Origin of the sequence: Paraburkholderia caffeinilytica (assembly GCF_003368325.1) — a bacterium.
Classification (GTDB): domain Bacteria; phylum Pseudomonadota; class Gammaproteobacteria; order Burkholderiales; family Burkholderiaceae; genus Paraburkholderia; species Paraburkholderia caffeinilytica.
Genome location: NZ_CP031467.1, coordinates 2,233,488 through 2,256,931, shown reverse-complemented (window position 1 = coordinate 2,256,931; position 23,444 = coordinate 2,233,488). Strand labels below are relative to the sequence as shown.

The following is a 23,444-nucleotide window of genomic DNA, read 5'->3' as shown; positions in this document are numbered from 1 at the left end:
AACCGTCTGTAAAGCGGCTTGCCTCAACACGCAACAAACTGTTAAAAACGATGTCAATCGGCCTTGCCGTGGCGCTGCCGTTCTACGCGGCAGCTTCTACGGTAAGGCATTCAGCCAGACCATCATGTGACCTGAGTCACATGATGGGACAGTCAGCATAACACTCCGTTCCGCACCGCCATGGTGCGCCGCAAGACACATACCATGAAGATTGCCATCCTCGACGATTACCAGGACGCCGTCCGCAAGCTCGACTGCTTTCAACTGCTGGCCGACCATGAGGTCAAGGTCTTCAACAACACGGTGCGCGGCCTCGGCCAACTGGCAAGCCGTCTTGCCGAAGTCGACGCGCTCGTCCTGATTCGCGAACGCACCCGCATCAGCTCGCAACTACTCGACAAATTGCCGCGTTTGCGCATGATCAGCCAGACCGGCAAAGTCTCCAGCCATATCGATCTGGCAGCCTGTACCGAGCGTGGCATTGCCGTGCTGGAAGGCAGCGGCTCGCCGATCGCGCCGGCCGAACTGACGTGGGCCCTCATCATGGCGGCTCAACGACGGATTCCGCAATACGTAGCAAACCTTAAGCAAGGAGCCTGGCAGCAGTCTGGTTTGAAGACGTCGGTGCTGCCGCCGAACTTCGGTTTGGGCCAGGTGCTGCGCGGTCAGACGCTCGGGATTTGGGGTTACGGCAAGATCGGCCGACTGCTTGCCGGATACGGCAAGGCGTTCGGCATGAACGTGCTGATCTGGGGCCGCGAGCATTCGCGCGAAGCGGCGCGCGCGGACGGCTATGGCGTGGCCGAGAGCCGCGAGGCGCTGTTCGAGCAGAGCGATGTGCTGTCGTTGCACCTGCGTCTGCATGACGACACGCGCGGCATCGTCAAGCAGGAAGACCTGATGCGGATGAAGCCGACCGCGTTGCTCGTGAACACGAGCCGGGCCGAACTGCTCGACGAAAACGCCCTGGTGAATGCGTTGTCGCGCAACCGCCCGGGGATGGTCGCGATCGATGTCTACGAAAGCGAGCCGATTCTGCAGGGCTACAGCCTGCTGCGCATGGAGAACGTGATCTGCACGCCGCACATCGGCTACGTGGAGCGTGAGAGCTACGAGTTGTATTTCACCGCGGCCTTCCAGAACATTCTGGCTTTCGACGCCGGCGATACGGCCAGCATGGCGAATCCGGAGGCGTTGCAGGGCGGGCGTCGGCGGTAGTCTCAGGCGTTAGCTAACCACGCGAGCCTATCCTTCGCAGTTGTTGTTTCGGCTTCTTCAATCTGCGCGCCAATCTGGTCGGCGCGTGGCCTGTGAGCCCGGCAACGCGTTCAGAAAAACCGCGCCGCCCCGTTAGTCGCGCCCACCTCAGCGCGCTTCGTGCGCGCCGGCCTCCAGCAAATCGGGCATGCGTTCGAGAAAGGCCTCGCCGTCCGCGCGGCCGAGGTTGTACGCGTGCACCATCTGCGACGGGCTCGTGTAATCCCAGCTCGAAATCGGCACCTTGCGCGACGGCTGCACATAGAGCCGTTGCTGCACGCCGTGCGGCACGACGAACATCTGCGGCCGCGGATAAAGCCGCGTGACCATCACCAGCACGTTGCCGGGTGCGTCGGCGTCGAGCGCGCCGACCGGCACGTTGTCGACCATCCCGCCGTCGAGCACCGGCCGGCCATTGCGCCGCAAAACCGGCGTGAACGGCGGCGTACTGGACGATTGCAGGATCAGATCGGCAAGATCCTCGACCGTCGCGCAATCCTGCGCGCGCACGAATTCCGGATGAAAGCCAAGCGTCTGACCGAGCGTTGGATGCAGCGTCTTTCGCACGTATTTCTCGATGTTGTACGCGATCAGACCCGCGGCAACGGCGCTGCGCGCGCCAAGCCAGCGAGGCAAATGCGACACGCCAATGCGGATTTCGGGCGCGTCGGCAAGCGTCGCGAACTTGTCACGGTAGATGTCGAGCAACGCCTGCCGATAGATCCGGTAATGCGGAAACACCGATTCGCCACGCAACAGATTGCCCCAGTAAGCGTTGCGGGTGTTGTGGCGCAGCGCGTCTTCGTAATAGCGCATGACCCAGTCGGAATCGCGCGTGTAGAGCATGCACGCGGTGGCGGCGCCAGCCGAAATGCCAGCGATGACGCGCGGACGGATATGCAACTCCGGCTGCACTACGTCCCAGAAACCCGCCTGCCACCAGCAGCGATTGCCGCCGCCGGCGAATACGACCTGATCGAACATCTTGGCTTTTTCCTCTAATGCGGCTTGCGGCCTGTTTCAGGCTTCAGTCGAGCAGCGCGTAGGTGGTGGTGGCGTGGACGGCCATGTTGCCTGCTTCGTCGAATAACTCGACCTCGCCGAACACGAGGTTGCGACCCATGCGCAGCACGCGCGCGGTGATCAGCACGTCGCCGTTGCGGACCGCGCGCATGAAACTGATGTTGAGCGACACCGTGCTCATCGGCTTGAAGCCGCCGAGCGCGGCCGAAATCGCAACGATCATTGCCGTGTCGGCCGCCGCCATAAAGACCTGACCGCAGATCACGCCGCCCGAATGGCGCAGCCCGCCGGAAAACGGCAGGCGCAACGTCGCCCCCTCTTCGTCGACCTTGACCGGAGTCAGTGTGAGCGCGCGGACCCAGGGCGCGAGGATGCGGTCGAGCAGCTCGATAATTTCTTTGTCATCCATGGCGGCCCCCGGTCGAAAGCCGCGCGACGCTTCGTGCGGCAAGGTATCCGCGACATGATACCGGGACGGTGAGCCGCGCGCCTTCCCGGTGCTTGCGCCAGACGGTGCGAATGCCAGGTCGCCGCCCTTGCAGATTTTTTTAAGAAATCTGCTAAAGGGGCTTGGCAATCTCGGAAAGTTTCGGCATAATCTCGCTTCTGTTGGGGGCGTTAGCTCAGTTGGTAGAGCAGCGGACTCTTAATCCGTAGGTCGAGTGTTCGAGTCACTCACGCCCCACCAAAGATTCAACGAAAAGCCCGGTCCTTGCGACTGGGCTTTTTGCTTTGCGGGACAGGTGCCGCACGAACAAGCCGATTCCGCATCCCCCGACATGTCGTCGGGATCCACGATTCGAAGCGCCGGAGTCTCGCCATGTCCAAATCAAAACTCAAGCCCGCCGATTTAGGCACGCCTCTCTCCGAAAAAGAGTTCGACGAACTCGACGAGTTTCTGATTTCCGACGCAACGTCGGATGAGACGCTGACGATCATGGGCCTCGACGGGTATCTGACCGCGTTGGCCATCGGGCCGACTACCGTATCACCCAGTTACTGGCTGCCGGGCGTGTGGGGCCCCAGCGAGGAAGACACGCCCGCATTCGAAACAGCGGCTCAGGCGGAGCACATTCTCGGGCTGATCTTGCGGCACATGAACGGCATCATTGCCGATCTGGAGAACGACCCCGATGGGTTCGAACCGGTTTTCGGCATCAGCCGCGTTGGTGACGACGACTGCGAATACATTGACGGCGAAGCATGGGCAATGGGCTTCATGCAAGGTCTCATGCTCATTGAGCCGGACTGGCAAGCGCTGATCGATAACGAGCAGGGCCGGAAATGGCTGGAGCCGATTCGGCTGATGGGCGCACTGGATCTCCCGGAGGAAGTACTAGATTTTGTCGACACTCCGCAAGAGCGTGAAACCCTCACCAAAGAGATCCCCGCCAGCGTCGCCGCGATCTATCGTTTCTGGCTTCCCTACCGGCAAGCCGTTTACGAACGGGCGCTAGCCGCCACGATCCAGCGCACCGAACCCAAGGTCGGCCGCAACGATCCCTGTCCTTGCGGCAGCGGCAAGAAATTCAAGAAGTGCTGCGGTGCCGCGGATTCGCTGCACTGAAAGCAATTTCCTTCAATACACCCCGCCCTACCGCCCGATACCGTTGAGCGTCGCAAATCCTGCGCACTCACGTATCGAGGCATCAGATGACCGTCTTACTCTCCATGGCCGCCTTCGCGTTGGCCTCGTCGATTTCTCCCGGGCCAGTCAATGTCGTCGCGCTCAGCGCCGGCGCGCAACATGGACTCGCCGCGAGCATGCGGCATGTGACCGGCGCGACCGTCGGGTTCACGCTGCTGTTGTTGCTCATCGGTTTGGGTCTGCATGAATTGCTCGCGCATTTCCCCAATCTGATCGACATCGTCAAATGGGCCGGCGTCGGGTTCCTGCTTTATATGGCCTGCAGACTCGCCGTCGATGACGGCAAGCTCGGTGCGGATAAACCTACCCGCGGACCGTCATTCGCTTACGGCGCTGCGATGCAATGGCTCAATCCGAAGGCGTGGCTCGCTTCACTAGCCGGCATGGGCGCCTATGCGGCCGATGGCGATGGCCGTCTCGTCTGGCAATTCACCGTCGTGTACTTCGTGGTTTGCTATCTGTCGATTGCCAGCTGGGCGTATGCCGGTACGTTCCTGCGCCGATATTTGCAGGAGCCGAAGCGTGTGAGATTGTTCAATCGTGTGATGGCAGCTTTGCTCGCGGCAAGCGCGTTGTATCTGCTGATAGCGTGACGCCGCAACCGGACGCACTGGTGGGCGCAACCGCTACTTCAGTTGCGCCGTTGCCCCGCCGCCACAAGTCGCTCGACGGTCCAGCGCAACTACGTCCGCCCAGCAACACCGCGTCAACGCCGATATTGCCCCGGCGTCGCCGCAACCAGCCGCTTGAAGGTCCGCTGCAAATGCGCCTGGTCGGCAAAGCCGGCATCGAGCGCAACATCCGCAATCGGATAGCCGCGCCGGAGTTGCGCGCGGCTGTACTGGATGCGTCGATTGATCAGATACGCGTGCGGCGTCATGCCATAGCGCTGTTTGAACGCGCGGATCAAGTGCGAGGCGGAAAGCTCAGCCGCCTCGCAAACATCCTCCAGCTTCAGCGGACGGGTGCAGTTTTCGGCGATGAATTCCGCGGCGCGTGCGAGTTGGCCGTGCGCATCGTGATCCGGCAAGGGTGCCGGATTCAACGTCTGCTGCACCGCCGAGAAGAACGTAAGCGCAGCGCTTTCCTTGCGCATGGGCTCGCTATCGTCGTCGACGAGGATCGCGTACAGGCGGTTCAAACCGTCGAACAACGCCGGGTCCATCGTCATGGTCTGCGAGAAAGCGCGAAACGCGTGGTTGTCGCCGAAACCCAGGTCGTGTTGCAAACCCGTGAGCCAATCGACATCCACATGCAGCATCCGATATGACCAGCGCTCGTCGGCAACCGGATTGCACGCGTGCACGTCGTCCGGATTCATCATCACGACCGCCCCGGCGCCGATCCATTCATTCGCGCGACGATTCGCGTACACGCTACGCCCGCCAGTGACGGCCCCGATCGAGAACGTCTCGTGCGAGTGTTTCGCATAGCAGACTTCACGGCCGTCTTCGATGGCGCGCGCCTCGATGAACGGCAACGCATCGTCGCGCCAGAACTTCGGCGCCGCCGCCATCATCGCTGAATCACTCCAGTCATTCGTCCCGCTCATCGCGTGCTCCTCGGTCATGCGCTTTATTCCATCACCACTTCGTCGCCTGTGCACGTCGGCGCGAATCACATCGTAGCGGTGCAATCCGCCACGGGCCAGAGCCGCTAGCATCGCACCCTCGAGAAAGCCCGGCATTCCGCGCTTGCCAATCCCGAAACACATAGTTATATTATGACTAGATAAACAAAGACTAGCCTGCCACCACCTTGCTTATGGTCCGCCACTCTCCGCTCGCCCTCGCCGTTCTCGCCATGCTGACCGAAGCGCCGCTGCATCCGTACCGGATGCAGCAGCTCATCAAGGCACGCGGCAAGGACGAGGTCATCAACGTCGGTCAGCGCAACAGCCTGTACCAAACCATCGACCGCCTATTGCGCGGCGACCTGATCGCTGTCCGCGAGACGGAACGCGACGGCGCGTTCCCCGAACGCACGGTCTATGAAATCACCGAAGCGGGCCGCGACACCGCCCGCCTATGGTTGCGTGAGCAGCTTGCGCAACCCGCACGGGATTTCCCTGCCTTTCCGGCCGCGCTCTCGCACCTGCCGCTGCTCTCGCCTGAAGACGTGGGTCGCCAGCTTGGCACCCGCATCGGCGCGCTCGAACGGGAATTGGTCCGCCTCGATGAAGTCACCGCACAAGCCAGGCAGATGGAGGTGCCGCGGCTGTTTCTGCTCGAAGGCGAACTGATGCGCGCTCAACTGGTTGTCGAGCTGGACTGGGTGCGCAGCGTGGTGGCCGACCTGAAGGCAGGCACGCTGACCTGGAGCCAGGAATGGATGGACGAGATTGCTCAACGTTTCACGCTGCCGGCCGGCGAATACAAGTACAGGCTGGCCCAACCTGCCGCAAAGAAGGAGGCGAAGTCATGAGCCGTGAACCCATGGATGTGATCGTGATCGGAGCCGGCACCGGTGGCCTCTGTCTTGCGCACGGGTTGAAGCGCGCCGGCATCAACGTGAATGTCTACGAGCGCGACCGCACACGTGCGGACGGCTTGCAGGGCTATCGCGTCGGCATCAATCCGCACGGACTCGCGTCGCTGGAAGCGTGCCTTCCGCCCGAACTCTATGCGACCTTTCTCGCGACCTGCGCGCGCACACCCGGCCACTTCAACATCCTGACCGAGCGCATGACCGAATTGCTCACGGTGCCGCTCGAAGACGAATCGATGAGCGGCGGCAAATCCGTCAGCCGGATGACGCTCAGGCAAGTCCTGCTGACAGGTCTCGAAGCGCAAGTGCACTTCGACAAGACTTTCACGTCGTACGAGCAGAACAGCGACGGCAGCGTCACCGCGCATTTCGCGGATGGCACGCACGTGAGCGCCGATCTGCTGGTCGGTGCGGACGGCGCGCGTTCGAAGGTGCGCCGCCAACTCCTGCCACACGCGAAGCTTGAAAACACCGGCATCGTCAGCATCGGCGCGAAGGTGCCGATGGACGAAACGTCACGCGCGCTGCTGCCGCCCAAGGTGCTCGACGGCATTACGCTGATCAACGCACCAAAGGGCTATGGCGGCATCATCCACGTGATGGAATTTCCGTGGCGCGCGGACGGCGGCGGAATGAAGGAAGGTATCGGCAGCAACGACGCCGCGTTGCTCTCGGGCTGGCCCGGATTGCTCTACGACAACACGCGCGACTATCTGATGTGGTGTGTCTGGGGCGCACTGCACAACTTGCCGGCCGATCCCAAACCGCTCGCACCGGCCGCGTTACTCGCGCTCGCGACGCAGATGACCGATGGCTGGCATCCCAATCTGCGCGCGCTGATTCGCGCATCGGATCCCTCCACCACCTTCAGCGTCGATGTGCGCACGTCGGTTCCCGTCGACGCATGGCCGACCACCAACGTCACGGTCCTGGGCGACGCGGTGCATCTGATGACGCCGGGTCGCGGCGTCGGCGCGAACACCGCGCTGCGCGATGCCGCGCTGCTCACCGCGCGTCTCGCCGATGCACAACAAGGCAAGCTGTCGGGCCGCAACGCCGTCGCCGGTTATGAGGAAGAAATGCGCCGCTACGGCTTTCATGCGGTCGCGGAATCGCGCAAGCAGTTCGATGCGCGCGGCGCGCTGCATCGGCCGGTGGTCGGGCGAATGGCATTGAGTGCCATGCGCACCAGCTTACGCGTGGTGAACAACGTGCCGATGCTCAAGCGCCGCATGATCGACGCCGAAAACGAATTTCGCGGCGCCGATCGTAACGCGGCACCCGCCGCGCACGGTCAGCCAGTTACTTCGCCGTGACGTCGATATTGCCGAGGTACTTCGCTGCCAGCGTCTTCACCGTGCCGTCGGCCTGGACCTTCGCGATCGCCGCGTTCAACTGGTCACGCAGCGCCGTGTCGCCCTTGCGAATTCCGTAGGCGATGCCGCTGCCGAGGATCCTGTCATCGCGGACCGACTCTCCGACGAACGCGTAGTCCTTGCCGTTAGGCTTCGACAGAAAGCCCGTCTGGCCGGCCGGCGCAAGCACGAGCGTCGCATCGAGCCGGCCCGCCACGAGATCCGTATACACCTGGTTCTGATCCTGATACGGCACGACGGTGACGCCCGCCGGTTCCCAATGCGTCTTCGCGAAGTTTTCCTGAATCGATGCCTGCAACACGCCGACGCGTTTGCCCTTCAACGATGCCGGCGTCGGCAGCAACCCGCTGTCGCGCTTCGCGATCAGTTGCGTCGGCACGCGATACACGACGGTCGTGAAATCGATCGCCTGACGGCGCTGCTCGGTAGCGTTCATCGCCGAATTGATCGCGTCGAACTTGCGGCCTTGCAGTGCTGGAATCAAGCCGTCGAACGAGGTTTCGACCCATTTGCACGTCATATGCGCAGCGGCGCACACGGCATTGCCGACGTCGATGTCGAGACCTTGCAATTCACCGTTCGGCCCTTTCGATTCGAACGGCGGATACTGCGCCTCGAGTCCGAAACGCAGCGTCGAGGTGTCGGCGGCGATCGCGGCCGACGATGCCGCAATCGATGCGAATGCGCAGGCCAGCGCCAATAGAGGCTTGAGCAATTTCATAATGGGTCCCTTTTCCTTCGATATTGTTGTAACGCAGCATGCAGCGCGCCCATGCGTAACGACGTGACCGCGCGTCGATCATACTGCCGTCAAAAATGCCGTCGGCTCACGCGCCGTTGATCGGATCGCGTCCTTCCGCGATCCGATCAGGTCTTCATGCGATTGCCACGACAACCTCACACAACCGGCAAATCAGATTTCGCACAAACGCCGCGCGCCTTCGATCAAGGTCGCGTCGTCCTTCGAGAAGCTCAGGCGGATCAAGCCGGAATCCGTGCCGTCGGTGTAAAACGCCGAAAGCGGAATCGTCGCGACTCGCGCGTCGCGAATCAGGCGCAGCACGAAATCGCTATCGCTTTCCTCGGAGAATCCCCGGAAACGCGCGAGCATGAAGAAGCTGCCTTCGCTCGGCAACAACTCGAAGCGCGACTCGCGCAGCGCATGGGCGAGCAGATCGCGTTTCTTCTGATAGAACGCGGACAGGCCGAGATAGCTCTCGCGATTGGCCAGCGCATCGACAAACGCGTACTGCATCGGTGTATCGGCTGAAAACACCATGAACTGATGGACTTTGCGAATCTCGTCCATCAGCGCGGCGGGAGCGAGGCAATAGCCGACGCGCCAACCGGTCACGTGATACGACTTGCCGAACGACGACACGATCACGCCGCGTTCAGCGAGTTCAGAATCGCAGGCCATGCTTTGATGTTTGGCGCCGTCGAACACCACGTGTTCGTAGACTTCGTCGGAGAGAATCACGATGTCCGTGTTGCGCGTCACGGCCTTCAAACGCGCAATGTCGGCCTCGCTGAACACGGTCGCGGTGGGGTTGTGCGGCGTGTTGATGATGATCATGCGCGTCTTTGGCGTGATCGCGGCGGCGACCTCGTCCCAGTCCACGCGGAAATCGGTGAGCGACAACTTGATCGCGATCGGCGTCGCGCCTTGCAGACGAACGATCGGGCCGTAGCTGTCGAATGAAGGCTCGAAGTAAATCACTTCGTCACCTGGATGCACCAGCGCGCTGATCGTCGAATACAGCCCTTCGCTGGCGCTGGCGATCACCGTGACTTCGCTCGACGGGTCGTAGCGCACGCCGTACAGCGTCTCGACCTTGTCGGCGAGCGCTTCGCGCAGGGCCGCGATGCCGGCCATCGGCGCGTACTGGTTATGACCGGCGCGCATGGCTTGCGCGACGCCGTCGACCAGTTTCGCGTCGGGCGCGAAATTCGGCGCACCTTGTGACAGGTTCAGCGCATCGTGTTGCGCGGCCAGTTGGCCGATCACGGTAAAAATCGTCGTGCCTACGTCAGGCAGTTTCGAGCGGGCTTGCATGGCGCTCTGCATAAGGCTTTCTCCCTTTCTCCATCCGGCAGCGGATTCGCGGACAGCCCACTGCGTGGCGATCCCATCCGGTTCGATGATTAGGCATCAGCCAAAGAACGGTCACAATCGAAACTTTGTCATGCGCGGCATGCGTTTACGTCATGGCCCGTGCAAGGCCGTGCCGGAGCGGGCCAAGGCAATGAAATCGGGGGTTTGGTGTGAGAAATGGCGGCCGAGAGGGGAGCGCGGAGAACAGCCGAGGTATGACGTAATGTGATACTCGGCGGTCATGCGGCGTGGCAATGCACCGCAGTGACGCGGGTCAACCCGGCTGCGACCAGGCGGTCGCAGCCGTCAAAAGCAAACTGGCGGGCGATCAGGCGTCGTCCATCATGCGGACTTTCACCTTCTTGCCTTTCACCTTGCCGGCGCTGAGCTTGCGCAGCGCGTCGCGTGCGATGCTGCGCTCCACGGCCACATAGGTCGACATTTCGGTCACGTTGATCTTGCCGATCTGCGAACCGGCGAAACCCGCTTCGCCGGTCAGCGCGCCAAGCACGTCGCCCGGACGGATCTTTTCCTTGCGGCCGCCAAGAATCTGCAGCGTTTCCATCGGCGGCAGCAAGCGCTCGTTGCTCGCCGGCTTGAGATCGGCCAGCTTGTGCCACTCGACCTCACGCTTTTGCGCCTGTTCGAGACTGCCCACGCGGCCCATTTCATTCATGCTGGCGAGACTCAGCGCCCAGCCGTCCTGATCGGCGCGACCCGTGCGGCCGATGCGGTGCACGTGTACTTCCGGGTCCGGCGTGACGTCGACGTTGATCACCGCTTCGAGCTCCGCGATGTCGAGACCGCGTGAGGCGACGTCCGTCGCAACCAGCACCGAGCAGCTGCGGTTCGCGAACTGGATCAGCACCTGATCGCGTTCACGCTGATCGAGTTCGCCATGCAGCGCGAGCGCATGAAAACCCTGCGCGCGCAGCACGTCGAGCAGATCGCGGCATTGCTGCTTGGTGTTGCAGAACGCCAGCGTACTCACCGGACGATAGTGGTTCAGCAGCAGACCGACAGCATGCAGACGCTGGTCTTCGGTCACTTCATAGAAACGCTGACGAATCTTGGTGTTGTCGTGCCGCTCGGCGAGCTTCACTTCCTTCGGATTACGCAGGAATTGCTGGCTGAGTTTGGCGATGCCTTCGGGGTATGTCGCGGAAAACAGCAGCGTTTGCCGCTCTTTCGGGCATTGCTTCACGACGGTCGCGATGTCGTCGAAGAAACCCATGTCGAGCATGCGGTCGGCTTCGTCGAGCACCAGTGTGTTGAGCGACTGCAAGGGCAGGCTGCCGCGCTCGAGGTGATCCATGATCCGGCCCGGCGTACCGACCACGATATGCGCACCGTGTTCGAGGCTGGCGGTCTGTGGACGCATCGGTGTGCCGCCGCACAGCGTCAGCACCTTGATGTTTTCTTCGGCGCGCGCCAGACGGCGGATTTCCTGCGTGACCTGATCGGCGAGTTCGCGTGTCGGGCACAGCACCATCGCCTGCACGGCGAAGTTGCGCACGTCGAGGCGATTGAGCAACGCCAGCGAAAACGCCGCGGTCTTGCCGCTGCCGGTTTTCGCCTGGGCGATCAGATCGTTGCCTTCCAGCGCGATCGGCAGGCTCGCGGCCTGAATCGGCGTCATCTCGAGGTAGCCGAGCTGCGTCAGGTTGGCGAGCGTGGCGGGCGGTAGCGGTAGCTGGCTAAACGGCGCGCCGGCTTGAGTGGGACTGTTCATAGGATGAGGGCTCGCTATCGACTGAAGAGGCGGAAGAGACTGAAGGCAGGGACTATTCGGCCATGGGGCCGGTGGCGGGACGGCCTTCGATCTGCTCGTACAGCACCGAGCCATCTTCCCCGTCGAAACGTTCGACGTAATTGCGCGCGCCGCACATCGGGCAACGGAACAGGAGCCCCTGCCCTTCATTCTTGATGACGACGTCCGACATCTCCCACTGCTCGCCGCAGGGCTGGTTTCTACAGGTAAACACGTTGATTCTCCAACTGGATTCGATTGTTTATTGGGTGAGCCGGATAAGTGGCCCAGCCGGGAACGCGGTCACTGCCGTGGTCGGCTCCGCCGGCAGTGCGGGCGGAGCGCGTCAGCCCAGATGCGTATGCCGCGCACGCGTTGCGCTCACGTCCATTTCAGTGAGGCCCTGGACGATGCCGCAGTCTTCAACGGCCTGTTCGCCGTGGCATTGCTCGCGCAGCGTGGTCAGTTGCACTTTCAGTTGCTTCAATTCGTCGATACGCGTGTCGACGTGCGCAATGTGCTCGTCGATCAGGGCATTGATGCCGCCGCAGCCGTCCGCCGGCGCGTCCGTCAGACGCAGCAACGCACGGATTTCGTCGTGGGTCATGTCGAGTGCGCGGCAATTGCGGATGAAGCGCAGCCGTTCGACGTGTCTGGCCGAATAGCTGCGGTAATTGGCCTCGGTGCGCTCCGCTTCGGGCAGCAGACCCTCTTTTTCGTAGAAGCGGATGGTTTCGGTCGTGCAATGGGCGATTTTCGCCAGTTCGCCAATTTTCATGGTCCCTCCGGATTGCGGCCTTGACCTTGTAGTGGCTTCAAGGTGTTTACTAGACCACAAATCGAACCAGGAAGCCACCCATGCCTCACGCCAACCTCGCCGAAGCGGACCGCCCGGAACAGGCCAAAGCCTGTGCCCACGGGCATGAAGGGCATGTGCACGACCATGCCGAAGAAAGCGCCAGCAGCCACGGGCATGGTGAAAGCGGCGCTCACAGCCCCAAAACGGGGGCGCATGAGTCGTCCCAAGAACATGCTCATGGGCACGATGGAAGTTGCAGTCATGGCGCCAAATCGGACGCTCACGAGCCGGATCATGCCCACGGCCACGCCGAGGCAGGCTGTTGCGGAACGGCGCACGCGGCAGCCGTGCCGGTCAAGCTCCCGCAATCGGAAGTTGTCGGCAGCGACGTGCGCACCGCGATCCGCATCATGCAGATGGACTGCCCGACCGAAGAAGCGCTGATCCGCAAGAAATTCAGCCGCATGACGTACGTGCGCAGCATGGACTTCAACCTGATGCAGCGCGTGTTGACCGTCGTGCACGCGCCGGACGCGCTCGATTCGATCCTCGCCGCGCTCCGTTCGCTCGACTTCACGCCTGAACTGGCAGACGCGAACCCGGACACGGCAGCCGCCGCCCCTCGCGCGCCGGCCAAGCCGTGGTGGCCGCTTGCGCTTGCAGGCATCGCCGCGGTGGGCTCAGAGGCCGCCGGCTGGCTTGGCGCTCCCGTCTGGCTGGCAGCGGGTCTGGCGCTCCTCGCGATCGCTTCGTGCGGCCTCACGACGTACAAGAAGGGCTGGCTCGCGATCCGCAACGGCAACCTCAACATCAACGCGCTGATGAGCATTGCGGTAACCGGCGCGCTGGTCCTGCAGCAGTGGCCGGAAGCCGCAATGGTGATGGTGCTCTTCACAATCGCCGAACTGATCGAAGCGAAGTCGCTCGACCGCGCCCGCAACGCCATCCAGGGTCTGATGCAACTGACGCCCGAGCAAGCCAGCGTTGAGCAGGCCGACGGCAGCTGGCGATCCATGGACCTCAAGGCAATCGCGCTCGGCGCGGTGGTGCGCGTGAAGCCAGGCGAGCGGATTGCGCTCGATGGCAACATCATCGCGGGCCGCTCGAGCGTCGATCAGGCGCCGATCACCGGCGAAAGCCTGCCGGTCGACAAAACCGTGGGCGACGCCGTGTTCGCCGGCACGATCAACCAGGCCGGATCGTTCGACTATCGCGTCACGGCCGCGGCCAGCAATACGACGCTCGCGCGCATCATTCACGCAGTCGAGGAAGCGCAGGGCACCAAAGCGCCGACGCAGCGTTTCGTCGATCAGTTCGCGCGCGTCTATACGCCAATCGTGTTCGCTGCCGCACTCGCCGTGGCGGTGCTGCCGCCGCTGCTGTTCGGCGGACAGTGGCATGAATGGATCTACAAGGCGCTAGTGATGCTGGTGATCGCCTGTCCGTGCGCACTGGTGATCTCGACGCCGGTGACGATCGTCAGCGGCCTCGCCGCTGCCGCGCGCAAGGGCATCCTGATCAAGGGCGGCGCCTATCTCGAACAGGGCCGCAAGCTGAGCTGGCTCGCGCTCGACAAAACCGGCACGATCACGCACGGCAAGCCGGTGCAAACCGAGTTCGAGATGCTGGGCGACCTTGACGTCGTTCGTTGCAGGACACTCGCGGCGAGCCTTGCGGGCCGCTCGGATCATCCGGTGTCGATGGCGATCGCGGCAGCGGCGAAAAGCGACGGCATCGTTGGCGCCGGCGCCACGGTCGAGGCGTTCGAGGCATTGGCGGGACGCGGCGTGCGCGGCGACATCGACGGCTTGCCGTATTGGCTTGGCAATCATCGGCTGGTCGAAGAACTTGGACGCTGTTCGGCGTCGCTCGAGGCGCGGCTGGATGCGCTCGAGGAACAAGGCAAAACCGTCGTGATGCTGGTGGATGCCGAGCGTGTGCTCGCGTTGTTCGCCGTCGCCGATACGGTGAAGGACACGAGCCGCACCGCCATCGCCGGGTTGCATCGCCTCGGCGTGCGTACCGCCATGCTCACCGGCGACAACCCGCACACCGCTGCCGCGATCGCGCAGCAAGTCGGTATCGACGAAGCGCGCGGCAATCAGTTGCCCGAAGATAAGCTGAACGCGGTAGCGCAGTGGTCGCAGGAAGGCGCGACGGTGGGCATGGTCGGCGACGGCATCAACGATGCTCCCGCCCTGGCACGCGCCGACATCGGCTTTGCGATGGGCGCGATGGGCACCGACACCGCGATCGAAACCGCCGACGTCGCGTTGATGGACGACGATCTGCGCAAGATCCCGCAGTTCATCCGTCTGTCGAAGGCGACGTATTCGGTGCTGGTGCAAAACATCACGCTGGCGCTGGGCATCAAGAGCGTCTTCCTCGTGCTGACGGTGATGGGTCTGGGCACGATGTGGATGGCCGTATTCGCCGACGTAGGCGCGAGCCTGCTGGTGGTGGCAAATGGCTTGCGGCTGTTGCGCAAGTAGCGCACGTTCGCGAACCAGCGACGAGTGAAAAAAAAAGGGCGGCCCACACGGGTCGCCCTTTTTTATCGCCTCACGTTAGCGGATCAGAATGCCGCCGTATCCGTGCCGTAGGCCTTGTCGTACGGTCCCGCCGGCAAACCCGTGCCGTACACACCCACGGCGCTGAAGTTCGCCTGACGGGCGAGCGGAATATAGTCCGGCTTCGCCTTTTCGATGGCCGCCGCAACTGCCGCCGAGATCAACACACCGATCAAGCCGCCGTTCGAATTCACCTGCGGCGAATAGTTCAGCACCTCATGGTTTTTCCACAACTCTTCACCGGTGGTGCCGCTCTTCAGCGAATAGTCGAGCTCGACCGTGGTGGTGGTTTTCAGCACCACGTATTTCGACTCCCAGTGCTTGATGCGGATATACATGATCGCGTCGGCGCCGAACATCTTGCCGAGCACGGTCGGATCGTTCGAGTGGACCATGTTGGCGTCGGACAGACCGTCGTCGGCCATGACCTTCTTGGTCAGATTGACCGGGAACACGTAGTACCCGCGCTCAGCGATCGGACGCGAAATGGTCGACAGGAAGAAGTCCGGCGCATCCACGTCAACGCTTTCGTTCACCACCGGCACCACCAGGATCGAATGCGGTGCCTGAGCGCGGAACGCGGTGTAATCGGCGTGTCTCTGCGCGGTCTTGACCGGCGCACATGCGGCCAGCGCGGCCACGATCACGGCGGCAAAGGCCGTGCGAAGTAAGGATTGAATGCGCATCATGGCTTTTTGGTCGGGTTAGTGGAAGCGAGGCGGATCATGTTCGTCATCAGCACTGCCGACTCTGGCCAGGTCGCCTTTTCTTTTTCGAAATACTTGGTTGCGTTGGCGTTGTCGCCGCCTTCCAACAGCAGTTCGCCATACTCGGCATACATGCCCGGCGGCACTTTCTTGTTCACCGATTCCGACGCCTGAATCGCGGCCAGCAGCTTCTCCGCAAACGCGTGGCTGTCCGCCGGCGTCTGGTAGTAGCTATACATCGCGGACTCGTAGTCGCCCCAGTTGTACTTCGCCACCGGCTGTTGCACGCAGCCGCTCGCCAATGCCACCAATGCGGCTGCGCAGCCGCCCTTTACCCAGGCTTTCATCATGGTTGTTTTTCCCCGTTGACACCATTCGCCACATCGACTTTGATCGTCTCTCCGGACGACGCAAAGACCTTCTTGCTCAGCACGACACCTGCATTGCTTTTCACTTCGATCGTGTGCGCGCCTTCTTCGACGGTCAGCACACGGTGCACGCCGTCGTACAGCGACGCCTGGCCAATCACCGTGCCGTCGATCACTAGCGTCGCGTCAGCGGGCGCACCGATCAGCGCGAGCGTGGGCCGCGTGCCGCCGGTTTCCACTTTCGATTGAGGCATCGCACAGCCGCCCAACAGCGTCGCGGCGAGCGCGCACGACATTCCCAGCGCGCCGAACCGGCGCTTCATTTGGCTTGTGAGCATGGCTTACTCCGCGACGTAGTAGGTGGCCGCGCTCTTCGCGGCAAGCGTGCCGCTCGTGACCTGCGCGACCGACCCTTCATTGGTTTCGTTGTCGCCGAACGAGCTGAGCACGCGCAAGGTCGCGATCTGTGTAGCCGGCAACGCGATCTGGAAACCGGTCTGGCCGCTTTGCACCGATTCGCCCGGCTTGTACACGCGCAACGTGGCGCCCGGCTGGATACCCTGGCGCGGACCGCCTGTGATGAACACCGTGCTGCCGTCGACCTTGAGAATGTCGGTTCGCCATGGGCGCTCGTTGAGCTTGGTCATCATCGCGCCGATCACATCGGAGATCGCGGCGGAGATGGCCTTGTCGTTGAGCGTCCCGTCGTAGTCGGCGCGGCTGCCGAAGCCGGCGATCTCGCCTGACTCGGTGCTCGCCTCGCCGCTGCCCTGCGCGGAGAAGAACACGTAACCGGTCTTCACGTCGACGAGACGCAGTTCGACTTTCGCGTGTGCCGTCTGCACCTTGGTCGAGCTGAGGAAACCCGCCTTGCCGGTCGTGCCTCGGCCGAACTCAGTTACCGAACCGAGGATCAGCGTGTCGACGCCGATCATCTTGCCGTCCTTGTTCAAACCCTGCTCGGCGGCGATCTTGGTCAGATCCGGACGCTCGAACACCATAAACTGTTTCGACTCGACCAGACGCGCCGCCAGGATATCGCTCGCCTGCTTGCCGAGCGGGTCGAGACTCGAGTCGGTGACGAAGGTGCGGCCATAGCGCGTCTCGTTGGAGAAGCGGCCAATTGCGATCTTGCGCTTGAAAGTCTTCAGCGCGGGCGCGGCTTGCGCCTGTTGCGCCGCAGTCTGCTCGACGCGCGGTTGCGGCGCTTCAACCTTGGCCGGTTGATCGGATACCGTCGCGCAACCGGTCACCGCCATGACGAGCGTCATGGCGCTTAAGGTACGTTTCTTCATTTTCCCCGATTTGCTTCGTTATGTTGGCCCCACCGGACTTCGACGCGCGCGCTCCAGGCGGTCGCATTCGAGTCTGCTCGTTTTTATGCGCAGCGGATTAATCAGATTTCATCAGAGACGAATTGTCTTTATTAATCAAAGACTTTTCATTTTTTATCTGATTCAAAACCCGCTGGATACGACTTCGCATACCGTTAATATCGGCACGTGAATGCGAAACTTAAGGCTTTGTTAATCGTGCGCTCAGAAAGCGATGGCCTATTGCGTCAATGCGTCAATGCGTCAATGCCGCCGTGCATTTAATGCGCAAATGAATAGTCATCCGCGTGCGCGCGGCCATTGATCCCCGCCTTCAACGTATCGGAAGGCCGCATGCCGAACAGCTTCCGGTAATCGGTCGCAAACTGGCTCAAATGCCAGAAACCCCACGCCGCGGCGACATCCTGGACCGAACGCGATGCGTGTGACGCCGCGCACAGATCGCGCCGTGCGCCATTCAGGCGGATCGTGCGCAGATAGGTGGCAGGTGCCATCCCAAGCACGTCCTGAAAGCAGTATTGCAGTGTGCGCCGGCTCACGTGCAGTCGTTCGCATAACTCCGGCACATTGATCGCGCGGTCGCGATTGGCCAGAACATACTCGCGCGCTTCTGCCACGATCGACTGACGGCGCCCACGCATAGGCATTGCAACCTGCTCAGCGGCAGGCAACGCGCCCACATCGAATAACGACGCCAGCACCGACGCCTGCAAATTGTTGCGTGCGAACGAGGACAGCGGCACGCCGTTCGCCGCGCCGTCATCGAGAAGCTGGCGCAGCGAGGCGCACAGGCGCTCCTTGCGAACCTTGCCGATCGACACGACTTCCGTGTTCGGCAGATGGTCCGCCAGACCGACCCGCTCGACGTCGGCCGCGTACCGGCGCAGCACGTCACCTTTCACCACCACACCGAAAATTTGATAGCCCGCCGAAGTCAGCAACTCGAACTCGATCCCGCCCGGACGAAATGCCAGCGCATCGCCCGCGATCACCTGAGTGTCGATACGACCGGAACCCTCGGGGCAAGTCGGAATGCCGAACCAGTAGGCGTCCTCCTGTATCTCGCAGGTCTGCCGCAGCGTGTGGCTCGTGGTTTCGACGAATACCTGCATGTGGTCGATGCACAACTCCGTCAAACCACCCACGAAACGGCCCGCGGTCAGTTGATCGTAGGTCTGGCTCCAGCCGTGGAGGTTGCGCGCCTGCTCGTCGGCGTCGTAGGCGACGCGGGTCTGCACGCAAAAGCTCGGCTGCGGCGCGTGCGCCGATGCCGTCAGGCTGTCACTTCGGAGTTCAATCGTCATACCGGACCTGCGAAATCGAAGTATTGAGGAGAAATGGAAGGCAATTGTCATGCCGAACAGATTCGCCGCTTACGTTGGGTTGATCGTGGCACTACACGCTCACGCCCTGTTCAATTCGTGAACAGGGCTGCGCACCCTGGTCAGAAACGAAACGTTCATTCCCCGGCAAAGTGAGCAATGCCACGCGCCGCGCTTCGCGGGCGTGCCTGCTGCGCGTGCACCGCTCACCAGCGCGGTGCATTGGCACAGTTCTGGCTCTAGTCTGTCGCGGCCAGCGAAATATCGCGCCGAATATAGCCCATTCAAACATGTGAGGAGCACACAGATGAATCACGCAGAGATGCAGTTTCTGACTACCGAATTCCCGTACAAAAAGCAGTATGCGAATTTCATCGGCGGTGAATGGGTGAAACCGGTGGGTGGCGAGTACTTCGACAACGTGTCGCCGATCACCGGTGAGCCGTTCACGTCCATCCCGCGTTCCCGCGAAGCCGATATCGAACTTGCCCTCGACGCCGCGCATCGTGCGAAGACCGCGTGGGGCAAGACGTCGACCACCGAGCGGGCGAACATCCTGAACCGTATCGCCGACCGGATGGAAGCGAATCTGCAACGCATCGCCGTGGCTGAAACGATCGACAACGGCAAGCCGCTGCGCGAAACGATGGCTGCGGATATCCCGCTTGCCATTGATCATTTCCGCTATTTCGCCGGCGCCGTCCGCGCGCAGGAAGGTGGGATCTCCGAGATCGACCACGACACCGTCGCCTATCACTTTCACGAACCGCTCGGCGTGGTCGGCCAGATCATTCCGTGGAATTTCCCGATCCTGATGGCGGTATGGAAGCTCGCACCTGCCTTGGCTGCCGGCAATTGCGTCGTGCTGAAACCGGCTGAGCAAACACCTGCGTCGATTCTCGTGCTGCTCGAACTGATCCACGATCTGCTGCCGCCGGGCGTGCTGAACGTGGTGAACGGGTTCGGCCTCGAAGCCGGCAAGCCGCTTGCGTCGAGCAAGCGTATCGCGAAGATCGCCTTCACGGGTGAGACGACGACCGGCCGCCTGATCATGCAGTACGCGAGCCAGAACATCATTCCGGTGACGCTCGAACTCGGCGGCAAGAGCCCGAACATTTTCTTCGCCGACGTGATGAACGCGGACGACAGCTATTTCGACAAGGCGCTCGAAGGCTTCACGATGTTCGCGCTGAATCAGGGTGAAGTGTGCACGTGTCCGTCGCGTGTGCTGATCGACGAAAAGATCTACGACCGCTTCATGGAACGCGCGTTGAAGCGCGTGGCTGCGATCACGCAAGGGCATCCGCTCGATACGAAGACGATGATCGGCGCTCAAGCCTCGCAGGAACAGCTGGAAAAGATCCTCTCCTACGTCGATCTCGGCAAACAGGAAGGCGCGGAATGTCTCATCGGCGGTGAACGCAATGCGCTCGACGGCGAACTGAGCAAGGGCTACTACGTGAAGCCGACCGTGTTCCGCGGCCACAACAAGATGCGCATCTTCCAGGAGGAAATCTTCGGGCCGGTCGTTTCCGTGACGACCTTCAAGAACGAAGACGAAGCGCTCGAAATCGCCAACGATACGCTCTATGGCCTGGGCGCCGGCGTCTGGACGCGCGACGGTACGCGCGCCTATCGCTTCGGCCGGCAAATCCAGGCGGGCCGCGTGTGGACCAACTGCTATCACGCGTATCCGGCACATGCTGCGTTCGGTGGCTACAAGCAATCGGGCATCGGCCGCGAAAATCACAAGATGATGCTCGATCACTATCAGCAGACCAAGAACCTGCTCGTCAGCTATAGCGATAAGCCGCTCGGTTTCTTCTAAGTTTGACGGGGCGATAGCCATTCCGTTCGAGCGGGCCGCTTTGTGCGGCTCGCTCTTTTTCAGCGAGGGCTTGTGATGGCTGATGAGAAGCAAGTAGCGCGCGTGATCGCCACGCCTGCGGCGGTCGATTTGATCGATAAGCTATGCGCGGAACACGGGGCCGTGCTGTTTCATCAATCCGGTGGATGCTGCGACGGCAGCGCGCCGATGATGTTCCCTCAGAGTGAGTTCATGGTCGGCTCGTCCGATGTGAAACTCGGCACGATTGCCGGCGTGCCGTTCTACATGAGCGAATCGCAGTTTGAATACTGGCAGCACACGCAGTTGATCATCGATGTGGTGCCCGGGAATGGTGGGATGTTTTCTTTGGAACGGCCGAGCGGGTTGCGGTTTCTGACACGCTCGCGGCTGTTCGAGGACGACGAGAACGCGTGGTTGGAAAAGCATCCGGTTGAGCGGGCGGATGCTTAAGTAGCGCTTCTACGTCGCACCTTAGTTCGGATTGTTGCTGATCGTTGGCATGCTGGTTGGCAGCGCGTCGTTAATTTGAATCGCTGCCGCCTGCTGGCGTTACCTACGCTGTCTCGTCAGCGAGCGCGTGTCCAGTTTGAATCATTGCCGGTTGCAAATGTTGTCGGCGCGTTCACCAGCCGTTCGCGTCTAATTTGAATCGTCGCCGACTAGGGGTGTTGTTGGTGCGCTGGCTAGCAGCGCGTCGCTGTCGTCTTTCAGACCGACGCCCGTGAGGCCCAAACGTCTTGCATGCGTCAGCAAGTAATGCAGTTTGTGCGCGGCAGATTCGTAGTTAAGACCTTCAGGACGCACGTTGGAAATGCAGTTGCGTTGCGCATCGCTGCAACCTACCTTAGGGGCGTACGTCAGGTAGATACCAAGGCTATCGGGTGAACTCAAACCTGGACGCTCACCAATCAGCATCACCACCAGTTTGGCATTGAGCAGCTCGCCGATTTCGTCACCGAGCGCGACGCGGGCCTGGCGTGCGACTACTACGGGGCCGATCTTCCAGTCCGTGAGTCTTGTGCAAACGGCTTGCAGCAACGGGATCGACTGCTTCGATGCAGCGAATGCAGAGAGACCGTCGGCGATCACGAAAACCACTTCCGGCGACTCGACCTTGAGTTGCCCGAGCGCTGCGCGGCTCTCATCGCTCAAGCGCCTGCCGAGATCCGGCCGCCGCAAGTAATGCTCACGATCAGGCGCGGCACTATGCACATCCAATGTGCTGAAACTTTGCGCACGCAGTTGCTCGTGCAGCACGTCCGTATCGAGCGGATGATGCACCGCGTCGCGTGCCTGCGCATGCGACAGGTTGAACGCGAGCAACGGTGCCGTAGGCAAACTGTTGCCCGCGCGGCCTAACGCGATGCGCGCATTAGTGAACTGCCGCAGCCCGTTCCATGGGTTCTTTTCGAGGAAGTCGCTCATGCGATGCCCATCCAGTCATTCGCACCTTCTAGCAGCGGTTGCTGTGACGATGCGCTCAGCAAAGCACCGCGCGCGTCAGTGATCTGCATGGATTCCAGCCACTCTTCGAATTCCGGTGCACGGCGCAGGCCGAGCACGTCGCGCACGTACAGGGCGTCATGGAATGAGGTGCTTTGATAGTTGAGCATCACATCGTCCGCACCCGGAATGCCCATGATGAAGTTGATACCCGCCACGCCCAAAAGCGTGAGCAAGTTATCCATATCGTCCTGATCGGCTTCGGCGTGATTCGTATAGCAGATATCGCAGCCCATCGGCACGCCGAGCAGTTTGCCGCAAAAGTGGTCTTCAAGGCCCGCACGCGTGATCTGCTTGCCGTCGTATAGATACTCCGGTCCGATGAAGCCGACCACCGTGTTAACCAGAAACGGATTGAACTTGCGCGCGACCGCGTAGGCGCGCACTTCGCACGTCTGTTGATCGACGCCGAAATGCGCATCCGCCGACAAGGCACTGCCCTGGCCGGTTTCGAAATACATCAGGTTGCTGCCGACGGTGCCACGTTTCAGCGAAAGCCCTGCTTCATACGCTTCCTGCAACAGCGCAAGCGAAATACCGAAACCTGCGTTCGCTTTCTCCGTTCCGGCAATCGACTGAAACACCAGATCGACCGGCGCGCCTTTTTCGATGGCTGCAATCGTGTTGGTGACGTGGGTCAGCACACACGATTGAGTCGGCACTTGATAACGCTGGCGGAAGTCGTCGATCATCAGCAACAGCTTGGTGATCGCGGCAAGATTGTCGCTGGCCGGATTGATGCCGATCATCGCATCGCCGCAGCCGTACATCAGGCCATCGAGCATCGACGCGGCGATGCCTTTGACGTCGTCGGTCGGATGATTCGGTTGCAGACGCACCGACATGTGACCCGGCAAGCCGACCGTATTACGAAAGCGTGTGATCACCGGACGTTTGCGCGCCGCCGCGATCAGATCCTGATTGCGCATCAGCTTCGAGACCGCCGCGACCATTTCCGGCGTGAGGCCGGCGGTGATTCGCGTGAGCGCGTCGGCATCGGTCGTGCTGCTTAGCAGCCAGTTGCGGAAATCGCCGACCGTCAAATGCGAGATCTCGGCGAACGCCTGCGGCGAGTGATCGTCGATCACGAGGCGCGTGACCTCATCGCTTTCGTAGGGAATCAACGCTTCGTTGAGAAACGTGCGCAGCGGCACCTGCGCGAGCGCCATCTTGGCCGCGACGCGCTCTTCTTCGCTCGCCGCCGCGACGCCCGCGAGCTGGTCGCCGGAACGCTGCGGACTGGCCTTCGCCATCAAGGTTTTCAGGTCGGCAAAGCGATAAGTACGGCTGCCGATCGTCTCGGTGTAGCTCATCTTCACGACTCCATCGCCGCTGCGTGCGCAGCGGCTCGATCCG

23 protein-coding genes and 1 tRNA gene are annotated in these 23,444 nt (G+C 61.7%); 9 read left to right on the top strand and 15 right to left on the bottom strand.

Going from position 1 to position 23,444, the window contains the following annotated elements:
- Nucleotides 1-204 precede the first annotated feature (204 nt).
- Nucleotides 205-1,218 (top strand): D-2-hydroxyacid dehydrogenase family protein, encoded by a 1,014-nt coding sequence (locus DSC91_RS26330; RefSeq protein WP_115783519.1) that lies wholly within the window; start codon nt 205-207, stop codon nt 1,216-1,218.
- Between the two features lie 147 nt (nt 1,219-1,365).
- Here DSC91_RS26330 and DSC91_RS26325 read toward each other — a convergent pair whose 3' ends face one another.
- Both DSC91_RS26325 and DSC91_RS26320 read right to left on the bottom strand, forming a co-directional pair.
- Nucleotides 1,366-2,241, bottom strand: a complete 876-nt coding sequence (locus DSC91_RS26325; RefSeq protein ID WP_115781542.1) for a patatin-like phospholipase family protein — start codon at nt 2,239-2,241, stop codon at nt 1,366-1,368.
- 43 nt (nt 2,242-2,284) lie between these two features.
- The gene (locus DSC91_RS26320) at nt 2,285-2,689 is read right to left on the bottom strand and encodes a PaaI family thioesterase (protein ID WP_115781541.1); all 405 of its coding nucleotides are present in this window, start codon (nt 2,687-2,689) and stop codon (nt 2,285-2,287) included.
- A gap of 203 nt (nt 2,690-2,892) precedes the next feature.
- Here DSC91_RS26320 and DSC91_RS26315 point away from each other — a divergent pair.
- From DSC91_RS26315 to DSC91_RS26305, 3 genes are all read left to right on the top strand, one after another.
- Nucleotides 2,893-2,968 (top strand) — tRNA-Lys (locus DSC91_RS26315).
- A 24-nt stretch (nt 2,969-2,992) separates the two neighbouring features.
- A complete protein-coding gene (locus DSC91_RS26310; RefSeq protein ID WP_229758140.1) occupies nt 2,993-3,847 on the top strand; it encodes a UPF0149 family protein in 855 nt (284 codons plus the stop codon).
- Between the two features lie 86 nt (nt 3,848-3,933).
- A complete protein-coding gene (locus tag DSC91_RS26305) occupies nt 3,934-4,521 on the top strand; it encodes a LysE family translocator (protein ID WP_115781539.1) in 588 nt (195 codons plus the stop codon).
- Nucleotides 4,522-4,634: 113 nt separating this feature from the next.
- Here the strand turns inward: DSC91_RS26305 and DSC91_RS26300 are convergent, their stop codons facing one another.
- Nucleotides 4,635-5,480: an AraC family transcriptional regulator gene (locus DSC91_RS26300; protein ID WP_115783518.1), complete on the bottom strand. Its 846-nt coding sequence runs from the start codon at nt 5,478-5,480 to the stop codon at nt 4,635-4,637.
- Nucleotides 5,481-5,692: 212 nt separating this feature from the next.
- Between DSC91_RS26300 and DSC91_RS26295 the strand changes: the two genes are divergently transcribed.
- Together DSC91_RS26295 and DSC91_RS26290 are read left to right on the top strand one after the other, a co-directional pair.
- Complete coding sequence (locus DSC91_RS26295) at nt 5,693-6,352, top strand: PadR family transcriptional regulator (RefSeq protein ID WP_115781538.1); 660 nt, start codon at nt 5,693-5,695, stop codon at nt 6,350-6,352.
- Complete coding sequence (locus DSC91_RS26290; protein ID WP_115781537.1) at nt 6,349-7,731, top strand: FAD-dependent oxidoreductase; 1,383 nt, start codon at nt 6,349-6,351, stop codon at nt 7,729-7,731. The genes DSC91_RS26295 and DSC91_RS26290 overlap by 4 nt, the downstream gene beginning before the upstream one ends.
- Here the strand turns inward: DSC91_RS26290 and DSC91_RS26285 are convergent.
- The 5 genes from DSC91_RS26285 to cadR form a co-directional block, all read right to left on the bottom strand.
- Complete coding sequence (locus DSC91_RS26285; protein WP_115781536.1) at nt 7,718-8,512, bottom strand: ABC transporter substrate-binding protein; 795 nt, start codon at nt 8,510-8,512, stop codon at nt 7,718-7,720. The two genes, DSC91_RS26290 and DSC91_RS26285, sit on opposite strands and share 14 nt — an antisense overlap.
- Before the next feature lie 192 nt (nt 8,513-8,704).
- Nucleotides 8,705-9,859 (bottom strand): pyridoxal phosphate-dependent aminotransferase, encoded by a 1,155-nt coding sequence (locus DSC91_RS26280; protein WP_115781535.1) that lies wholly within the window; start codon nt 9,857-9,859, stop codon nt 8,705-8,707.
- A gap of 355 nt (nt 9,860-10,214) precedes the next feature.
- Nucleotides 10,215-11,618, bottom strand: a complete 1,404-nt coding sequence (gene dbpA, locus DSC91_RS26275) for an ATP-dependent RNA helicase DbpA (protein WP_115781534.1) — start codon at nt 11,616-11,618, stop codon at nt 10,215-10,217.
- Between the two features lie 52 nt (nt 11,619-11,670).
- The gene (locus DSC91_RS26270) at nt 11,671-11,871 is read right to left on the bottom strand and encodes a hypothetical protein (RefSeq protein WP_028197690.1); all 201 of its coding nucleotides are present in this window, start codon (nt 11,869-11,871) and stop codon (nt 11,671-11,673) included.
- 111 nt (nt 11,872-11,982) lie between these two features.
- A complete protein-coding gene (gene cadR / locus DSC91_RS26265; RefSeq protein WP_115781533.1) occupies nt 11,983-12,414 on the bottom strand; it encodes a Cd(II)/Pb(II)-responsive transcriptional regulator in 432 nt (143 codons plus the stop codon).
- 80 nt (nt 12,415-12,494) lie between these two features.
- Here cadR and DSC91_RS26255 point away from each other — a divergent pair, with 80 nt between their 5' ends.
- Nucleotides 12,495-14,927, top strand: coding sequence for a heavy metal translocating P-type ATPase (locus DSC91_RS26255; RefSeq protein ID WP_229758141.1), 2,433 nt, complete (start codon nt 12,495-12,497; stop codon nt 14,925-14,927).
- An 83-nt stretch (nt 14,928-15,010) separates the two neighbouring features.
- Here DSC91_RS26255 and DSC91_RS26250 read toward each other — a convergent pair whose 3' ends face one another.
- The 5 genes from DSC91_RS26250 to DSC91_RS26230 all read right to left on the bottom strand — a co-directional run bounded on the left by DSC91_RS26250 (nt 15,011) and on the right by DSC91_RS26230 (nt 18,718).
- The gene (locus DSC91_RS26250; protein WP_229758142.1) at nt 15,011-15,694 is read right to left on the bottom strand and encodes a DUF799 domain-containing protein; all 684 of its coding nucleotides are present in this window, start codon (nt 15,692-15,694) and stop codon (nt 15,011-15,013) included.
- The gene (locus DSC91_RS26245; RefSeq protein ID WP_115781531.1) at nt 15,691-16,062 is read right to left on the bottom strand and encodes a DUF4810 domain-containing protein; all 372 of its coding nucleotides are present in this window, start codon (nt 16,060-16,062) and stop codon (nt 15,691-15,693) included. Before DSC91_RS26245 ends, DSC91_RS26250 begins: the two co-directional genes overlap by 4 nt.
- The gene (locus tag DSC91_RS26240) at nt 16,059-16,418 is read right to left on the bottom strand and encodes a hypothetical protein (RefSeq protein WP_115781530.1); all 360 of its coding nucleotides are present in this window, start codon (nt 16,416-16,418) and stop codon (nt 16,059-16,061) included. Before DSC91_RS26240 ends, DSC91_RS26245 begins: the two co-directional genes overlap by 4 nt.
- 3 nt (nt 16,419-16,421) lie before the next feature.
- Nucleotides 16,422-17,375 (bottom strand): CsgG/HfaB family protein, encoded by a 954-nt coding sequence (locus DSC91_RS26235; protein WP_115781529.1) that lies wholly within the window; start codon nt 17,373-17,375, stop codon nt 16,422-16,424.
- 299 nt (nt 17,376-17,674) lie between these two features.
- Nucleotides 17,675-18,718 (bottom strand): helix-turn-helix domain-containing protein, encoded by a 1,044-nt coding sequence (locus tag DSC91_RS26230; RefSeq protein WP_115781528.1) that lies wholly within the window; start codon nt 18,716-18,718, stop codon nt 17,675-17,677.
- Between the two features lie 325 nt (nt 18,719-19,043).
- Between DSC91_RS26230 and adh the strand changes: the two genes are divergently transcribed.
- Together adh and DSC91_RS26220 are read left to right on the top strand one after the other, a co-directional pair.
- Nucleotides 19,044-20,564 (top strand): aldehyde dehydrogenase, encoded by a 1,521-nt coding sequence (adh, locus tag DSC91_RS26225; protein ID WP_115781527.1) that lies wholly within the window; start codon nt 19,044-19,046, stop codon nt 20,562-20,564.
- A 75-nt stretch (nt 20,565-20,639) separates the two neighbouring features.
- The gene (locus DSC91_RS26220) at nt 20,640-21,035 is read left to right on the top strand and encodes a DUF779 domain-containing protein (protein ID WP_115781526.1); all 396 of its coding nucleotides are present in this window, start codon (nt 20,640-20,642) and stop codon (nt 21,033-21,035) included.
- Between the two features lie 189 nt (nt 21,036-21,224).
- Here the strand turns inward: DSC91_RS26220 and eutC are convergent, their stop codons facing one another.
- Nucleotides 21,225-22,010, bottom strand: coding sequence for an ethanolamine ammonia-lyase subunit EutC (eutC, locus tag DSC91_RS26215; RefSeq protein ID WP_115781525.1), 786 nt, complete (start codon nt 22,008-22,010; stop codon nt 21,225-21,227).
- Nucleotides 22,007-23,401, bottom strand: coding sequence for an ethanolamine ammonia-lyase subunit EutB (locus tag DSC91_RS26210; protein ID WP_115781524.1), 1,395 nt, complete (start codon nt 23,399-23,401; stop codon nt 22,007-22,009). Before DSC91_RS26210 ends, eutC begins: the two co-directional genes overlap by 4 nt.
- Between the last annotated feature and the right edge of the window lie 43 nt (nt 23,402-23,444).

Coding starts and splice junctions, on each gene's coding strand:
- DSC91_RS26330 (WP_115783519.1), top strand. CDS start 205: ATGAAGATTGCCATCCTCGACGATTACCAGGACGCCGTCCGCAAGCTC.
- DSC91_RS26325 (WP_115781542.1), bottom strand. CDS start 2,241: ATGTTCGATCAGGTCGTATTCGCCGGCGGCGGCAATCGCTGCTGGTGG.
- DSC91_RS26320 (WP_115781541.1), bottom strand. CDS start 2,689: ATGGATGACAAAGAAATTATCGAGCTGCTCGACCGCATCCTCGCGCCC.
- DSC91_RS26305 (WP_115781539.1), top strand. CDS start 3,934: ATGACCGTCTTACTCTCCATGGCCGCCTTCGCGTTGGCCTCGTCGATT.
- DSC91_RS26300 (WP_115783518.1), bottom strand. CDS start 5,480: ATGAGCGGGACGAATGACTGGAGTGATTCAGCGATGATGGCGGCGGCG.
- DSC91_RS26295 (WP_115781538.1), top strand. CDS start 5,693: ATGGTCCGCCACTCTCCGCTCGCCCTCGCCGTTCTCGCCATGCTGACC.
- DSC91_RS26290 (WP_115781537.1), top strand. CDS start 6,349: ATGAGCCGTGAACCCATGGATGTGATCGTGATCGGAGCCGGCACCGGT.
- DSC91_RS26285 (WP_115781536.1), bottom strand. CDS start 8,512: ATGAAATTGCTCAAGCCTCTATTGGCGCTGGCCTGCGCATTCGCATCG.
- DSC91_RS26280 (WP_115781535.1), bottom strand. CDS start 9,859: ATGCAGAGCGCCATGCAAGCCCGCTCGAAACTGCCTGACGTAGGCACG.
- dbpA (WP_115781534.1), bottom strand. CDS start 11,618: ATGAACAGTCCCACTCAAGCCGGCGCGCCGTTTAGCCAGCTACCGCTA.
- cadR (WP_115781533.1), bottom strand. CDS start 12,414: ATGAAAATTGGCGAACTGGCGAAAATCGCCCATTGCACGACCGAAACC.
- DSC91_RS26255 (WP_229758141.1), top strand. CDS start 12,495: ATGCCTCACGCCAACCTCGCCGAAGCGGACCGCCCGGAACAGGCCAAA.
- DSC91_RS26250 (WP_229758142.1), bottom strand. CDS start 15,694: ATGATGCGCATTCAATCCTTACTTCGCACGGCCTTTGCCGCCGTGATC.
- DSC91_RS26245 (WP_115781531.1), bottom strand. CDS start 16,062: ATGATGAAAGCCTGGGTAAAGGGCGGCTGCGCAGCCGCATTGGTGGCA.
- DSC91_RS26240 (WP_115781530.1), bottom strand. CDS start 16,418: ATGCTCACAAGCCAAATGAAGCGCCGGTTCGGCGCGCTGGGAATGTCG.
- DSC91_RS26235 (WP_115781529.1), bottom strand. CDS start 17,375: ATGAAGAAACGTACCTTAAGCGCCATGACGCTCGTCATGGCGGTGACC.
- DSC91_RS26230 (WP_115781528.1), bottom strand. CDS start 18,718: ATGACGATTGAACTCCGAAGTGACAGCCTGACGGCATCGGCGCACGCG.
- adh (WP_115781527.1), top strand. CDS start 19,044: ATGAATCACGCAGAGATGCAGTTTCTGACTACCGAATTCCCGTACAAA.
- DSC91_RS26220 (WP_115781526.1), top strand. CDS start 20,640: ATGGCTGATGAGAAGCAAGTAGCGCGCGTGATCGCCACGCCTGCGGCG.
- eutC (WP_115781525.1), bottom strand. CDS start 22,010: ATGAGCGACTTCCTCGAAAAGAACCCATGGAACGGGCTGCGGCAGTTC.
- DSC91_RS26210 (WP_115781524.1), bottom strand. CDS start 23,401: ATGAGCTACACCGAGACGATCGGCAGCCGTACTTATCGCTTTGCCGAC.